Source organism: Paenibacillus baimaensis (assembly GCF_025567575.1).
Genome location: NZ_JAOQIO010000098.1, coordinates 110336 through 116513 on the forward strand (window position 1 = coordinate 110336; position 6178 = coordinate 116513).

Here is a 6178-nt window from a genome sequence, read left to right on the forward strand (position 1 = left end):
GGTCATTTGATATCAATGGAGGTAGACCGCATGTCATGGAAAATGATGCTCTACGAATATGTTCATCATAAAAATCAAATGAATCTGGAATATTCGGTTGAGCCCTTACTGCCATTCGTCACGGATGTTCCATTCCTGCAGGCACAAATCAGGCGTCTGGCCAGGACCTCGCAAAACGATCAGGATCGACATTATTCCCCAGTAAAAAATGAGACAAGACTTACTATCACGCAAACCATTGAGCAGCCCGCATATGTGACAGCATCCATCAGACTCAGGCAGTCCATGGTCGGAATCATAGGAGTGACTGAGCATGAAGAGAAGCGGCTGGAAAGTGAGCAGCTTACCTTCGAAGAGCAAGAAGGAAAATGGGTCATTACAAACATTCAATCCACAGGCAATGAGCTGCTTCAGCCTACCCAGCGGGTGGTTATGTCCCCTTCTGCAGCCTCAGTCCCCCAAACCGTTGACCAAGGATTACTGAAGCTTTCCTCTATGCCGTTTTTAAATTATGAGGTGCTTCCTTATCTGGAGCCGGCTCTTAGGAAAAATTACTACGATCGCCATAAAGCGGTTCAATATGCTGATCGGTGGTGGGATCAAGCTAATCCGGCCTATCTGGAGTTCGAAGTCGACTGCAGCAATTATATATCCCAATGCCTCTTTGCAGGTGAAGCTCCTATGCACTATACTGGAAAAAGAGATTCTGGCTGGTGGTATAAAGGCCGCAATAACAGTCAGGAGCTGTGGAGCTTCAGTTGGGCTGTAGCACAGAGTCTACAAAGATATATGACATCAAATGATCATGGACTGCGGGCGAAAGAAGTCCATAAGGCCGAAAACCTTGAGTTGGGAGATGTCATTAGCTACGATTGGAATGGTGACGGGCGTTATCGCCACAGCACGATTGTAACTGCTAAGGATGCCAATGGGATGCCCTTGGTCAATGCACATACGACAAACAGCAAGCATCGATACTGGAGCTATAAAGATTCGTATGCCTGGACAGAACAGACGCGGTATCGGTTTTTGCATGTGATCGACCAAGACTGATGGTTAGACATGCTCTTAGCTTACGGGATTCAGTAGGTTACTATTCACATCTTACAATTCATTTTCGGAGGTTATTATGAACGACAAAATTCGCATTGGCTTAATTTACGGTGGAAAGTCTGGAGAACATGAAGTTTCGCTTCAAACTGCACTTGCCGTTACTGCAGCCATTGACATGAGTAAATATGAAATTATACCATTTTACATAACCAAACAGGGTGAATGGCGCTCAGGCTTACAGCTGCAAGGACCACCCAGTCATATTGCGGAGCTGCAATTTGAACCGGCTGCAAGCTCTGAAGAAGCTTTTTCCATTCAGCCTATCTTCAATTCCCTGCAGCCCTCAGGATCAAGTGCAACCGATGGAGCTGCATCCATACAACAGATTGATGTGGTTCTACCTTTATTGCATGGGACATTTGGAGAAGACGGTACGATCCAGGGTTTGCTGGAAATGGCCAATATTGCATATGTAGGCGCAGGTGTTCTGGCTTCGTCCGTCGGTATGGACAAGGTCATGATGAAAAGAGTATTTGAGCAGGAAGGCTTGCCGCAATGTATATTCCGCCACTTTACAAGAACACAATGGGAGAAGGACAATGCTTATTTCATAATGGAGATTGAAGTGGCCATCGGATATCCTTGCTTTGTTAAGCCTGCTAATCTCGGGTCCAGTGTCGGAATCAGCAAAGCCAAAAATCGTGAGGAGCTTATCGAAGCCATTCATAGTGCCTTTCTATATGACCGTAAAGTTATTATAGAAGAGAATGTGAATGCCCGAGAGGTGGAAGTCGCAATTTTGGGGAACGATGATCCTGAAGCATCTGTGGTGGGAGAGGTGGTTTCCACAGGAGAGTTTTACGATTACAAGGCCAAGTATGTAGACGGGACCTCCTCCATGATTATACCGGCGGAAATTCCAGATGAGCTGTCTGAACGAATTAGAGAGCTTGCTATTCGTGCTTATCAGGCAGTAGACGGCTCTGGATTGTCCCGAATTGACTTTTTCATACGTAAAGAAGACAATCAGATATTCATTAATGAAATTAATACGATGCCTGGATTTACGCCTTTCAGCATGTATCCTTTACTCTGGAAGGAAACCGGCAAGCCTTACGCTCAATTGTTGGATGAACTGATTGGGCTTGCATTGAAGCGCCATCAAGACAAGCAGCGGCTGCAGTATTCATTTGAGGTATAATTGGATGACAAGTCTTTTACAATAATTATTTTGAAAGGGGAGTTCGTATGGGGTTCCAGACTGAGTTCAATTCCGTATGCAAGTTCAAATCCGAGCAGGAGCTCTACGAGTTATTGGAGTACGGCCGAAGCAAAATGGTTAAAAGCGGATTTCGTGTGTACCCGACAGGCCAAATGGTTATTGCGTACAGTCTCGATAACAAAGCGGTTGCCATAGTCAAAATTTTGGTGTCAATCGCCGAAATTAATTTCCAAGGCGAAGAGATTACCCAGGTTGAAATGGAACTGGTTCGCCGATTAACGGAAGAAGAGGCACGCATTCAGACTGCTTTGGCTGATGAAATGTATTTTAGTCTTGCTTCCAACTAATAGCTTAACATCGAGCATCTTGCGCTGCGGCGGCAAGGTGTTCTTTTTATTGTTGTCATGATTTTTATAGACCCTGTGATTGTAGGGTATCCTATGGACATATCTGAAAATTGGAGCTGATATGCCACTATGATCGTACGTCTTGGTTATGTTGCGATGTCCATGCAGGTATCTAATGCGTCTCCATCCAAAACAATGACAGCCGCCAGCTTTGATAAATTGAATAATCGGGCCGCAGCGGTCCGCAAGCTGGAGCGTATAGCCATAGAAAATATACACAATACGCTGCGTCTCCTTAAGCACAACCGGGCACACGATATCGAATTATACCGATGTTCCTCCAAACTGATCCCGCTGCGTGGTCATGAGATGCTGAACGATTGGAACCCAATGGAGGTGCTGGCGGAAGCTTTTGCGGAGCTTGGAAGTTATGCTATTAAAAATGCGATGAGACTCAGCTTTCATCCCGATCATTTCACCGTCCTGAGCACTCCACGTGCAGATGTGCTCGCAAGCTCGCTTAAGGATCTGGATTCACACGTCACTATGCTGGAGGCGATGGGTCTTGATGAGTCAGCTAAATGCAATATCCACATGGGTGGCATGTACGGTGACAAAAAGATTGCTTCTCAGCGTTTTATCGATCGTTTCAAGGCATTGCCAGAGCGGATTCGCAATAGAATGACACTGGAAAATGACGATAAAACCTTCACAGCCTCCGAAACACTGGAAGTATGTGAAGTGACGCATACACCCATGGTACTCGATATTCATCATCATGAAGTAAATCATGAGGAGGAAATAGCAGATAGCGCGGTACTGTGGCCGCGTATTTTGCAGACATGGAAAGGACAAACGGAGCAGGGAACACAATTGGAGCTTCCACCCAAAATTCATGTATCCAGTCCAAAAAGTGAAAAAGATGCGAGGAGTCATGCCGACTTTATTGATCCCGGACCCCTGCTTACATTTCTAAGGTCAATTGCCCCGTTAACACCAAGGGTCGATGTGATGATTGAGGCCAAAAAGAAAGATGATGCCTTATTCCAGCTGATGAAGGAAATCAGCGAGGAGCCTGAACTGGAGGTTTTAAATCAAGCGTCCTTTAAGCTTTGAGATCAGACTGTACCCGTATTGGATTATTCATATGAAAAACTTCGTTATTGCTTGAATATTTTGTCCAAATGAAGTACCTTGAGAAAGGAGTGATAATGAACGTATTTTAATGTTGAGAGGGGAATTTATTAGTATGAGTGGACTTTTATCCGGTAAAAATATACTTGTTATGGGTGTTGCAAACGATCGCAGCATTGCGTGGGCAATCGCCCAATCTTTATCTGCACAAGGGGCTACACTTGCTTTTACATTTGAGAACGAACGTGTGGAGGAACGGGTACGCAAGCTTGCGAATACGCTTCCCAATACAACGGTTTTACCTTGTAATGTAACGGTTGATGCAGAAATCGACACATTGGCTGCTATCGTCAAGGAACAGTTTGGCGTGCTGCATGGTTTGGTACATAGTATTGCATTTGCCAAAACGGAAGAGCTCGAAGGGTTGTTTGTAGATACTTCACGTGAAGGTTATGCGCTGGCTCAGGATATTAGTGCCTACTCCTTGGTAGCTGTAGCTCAACGGATGTATCCGTTGATGACCGAAGGTGGCAGTATCATGACAATGACTTATCTTGGTGCCGAACGTGCAATGAAAAATTACAATGTTATGGGTGTTGCCAAGGCTGCCCTGGAAGCAAGTGTTCGTTATTTGGCTAGTGATCTTGGACAATTTAATGTACGTGTTAACGCCATTTCTGCAGGTCCTATTCGTACATTGGCAGCCAAAGGCATCAAGGATTTCAATTCGATACTTCGCAGTGTTGAGGAAAAGGCTCCGATGCGCCGTACAACCGAAGTTGCAGAAGTGGGCGATACCGCGATGTTCTTGATGAGTCATTTGTCCCGTGGCATAACTGGAGAAGTTATATATGTAGACAATGGATACCATATCGTAGGGGTATAATTCAAATAACAAGTAAATAGTATAGTTAGACCAGCAGAGCTGTTGAGGAATCAACAGCTTTTTTTATTGCTCTTTTGTACAAGCGACTGAAGAGTGAGCATCATAAGATAACATTAGAAATCTACTAATAGATTATCTTATCGGTATGGAGTGTGGCAATTCAGAAGTATGTTGAAACTTTGTGGCAATTAAAGCGTATATTCACTATACTAACTAGTAGTTGTACCACTACTATAAAACTTTTTTGGAAAAAGGGCTGATTGGAATGTCTAATGAAGGAAATAACTCCTTCTCGGTTGGAAGTAAAAGCTTTACCGCTGTAGCCATTAATACGGCCTCCAAGGCAGGCGAATGGGTTCAAAGCAAATTGGGAGATTTCAACAGCTTGAATACCAAATACTCTTCTCATGATCTAGTAACTGAAGTAGATAAAGGTGCGGAAAAAATGATCCGCAATTTAATTCAAACCCATTTTCCGCATCATTCGATTCTTGGGGAAGAAGGGGTTGAACCGGGGCCAGCCGCTTCGGTCCAAGCTTTAAAGGACGTTAGCGATGCTGAATATCTGTGGATTGTTGATCCTTTGGACGGTACGACTAACTTTGTTCATGGCTTCCCGTTTTTTAGTGTCTCCATTGCGCTGGCTTACAAAGGGGAGGTCATCGTGGGTGTGGTTTACAATCCTATTCACAATGAATTATTCGTAGCGGAAAAAGGTAAAGGCGCCTATCTAAGAGGCAAACGGATGCAGGTATCGAAGGAAAGCAAGCTCATCGATAGTCTAGTTGCAACCGGATTACCAGCTGATCGTGAGGGTGCATTGCCTGTCAATCTGCGTGGTTTGAATGCATTGTCTCCTAAGGTTAGAAATATCCGTGTTGCTGGTTCAGCAGCTTTGCATATGGCATATGTAGCCGCTGGCCGCTTGAGTGGTTTTTGGGAGATTGGTTTGAATTCGTGGGATATGGCAGCTGGGGCTTTGCTCATTAAGGAGTCCGGTGGATCGATAACGGATACTGAAGGTAATCCCTATACATTAAATGTACGGAATGTGCTTGCGTCGAACGGATTGATCCATGACCAGCTTCAACATGAGTTGACCATGGCTAGCGCAATATCTATTGAGAACTAGTGTTAGACTTTATATAACCTCCTCTTAGTCCGTAATTAGTGGACAGGGGAGGTTATTTTCTTCTTTCTGGTATCCGTTTGTATTTCCGGCACATATTCGTTTCGAGCTTGATTATCGACTCCCCAAAATATTATTTGATTTATACCTTGACTTCTATGATTGTCCTATGATATATTACTTCTCGCCGCTAAAAACGGTGTACGTGTTACGAAAGATTTTCATTTGAACGCAAAATGAAATAAAAAAATAACACTTGCATAAATAACTAGCGATGTGGTATAGTATAAAAGTTGCCGATAAAACTAAACGATGAAAATTGTTGAAGACAAGACGGTACAAAATGTTAGTTTTAAAATAAGAATTGTCCTTTGAAAACTGAATCAACGAGTGAGTAAATAGCAGTA

General features: G+C 43.8%; 6 protein-coding genes. All 6 read left to right on the forward strand.

The window, feature by feature from the left end:
• Window positions 1-30 precede the first annotated feature (30 nt).
• The 6 genes from OB236_RS28735 (at window position 31) to OB236_RS28760 (ending at window position 5774) form a co-directional block, all read left to right on the forward strand.
• Window positions 31-1053: an amidase domain-containing protein gene (locus OB236_RS28735; protein ID WP_262686983.1), complete on the forward strand. Its 1023-nt coding sequence runs from the start codon at window positions 31-33 to the stop codon at window positions 1051-1053.
• 76 nt (window positions 1054-1129) lie between these two features.
• Window positions 1130-2254, forward strand: a complete 1125-nt coding sequence (locus OB236_RS28740; RefSeq protein ID WP_262686984.1) for a D-alanine--D-alanine ligase — start codon at window positions 1130-1132, stop codon at window positions 2252-2254.
• Window positions 2255-2301: 47 nt separating this feature from the next.
• Window positions 2302-2622 carry a hypothetical protein gene (locus OB236_RS28745; RefSeq protein ID WP_076230306.1) on the forward strand — a complete coding sequence of 107 codons (321 nt, stop codon included), beginning with the start codon at window positions 2302-2304 and terminating at the stop codon, window positions 2620-2622.
• 129 nt (window positions 2623-2751) lie between these two features.
• Window positions 2752-3738: a UV DNA damage repair endonuclease UvsE gene (gene uvsE / locus OB236_RS28750; RefSeq protein ID WP_262686985.1), complete on the forward strand. Its 987-nt coding sequence runs from the start codon at window positions 2752-2754 to the stop codon at window positions 3736-3738.
• 133 nt (window positions 3739-3871) lie between these two features.
• A complete protein-coding gene (gene fabI, locus OB236_RS28755) occupies window positions 3872-4642 on the forward strand; it encodes an enoyl-ACP reductase FabI (protein WP_240417911.1) in 771 nt (256 codons plus the stop codon).
• 265 nt (window positions 4643-4907) lie between these two features.
• Entirely contained in the window at window positions 4908-5774 is an 867-nt protein-coding gene (locus OB236_RS28760) for an inositol monophosphatase family protein (RefSeq protein WP_262686986.1), read from the forward strand.
• Window positions 5775-6178 lie beyond the last annotated feature (404 nt).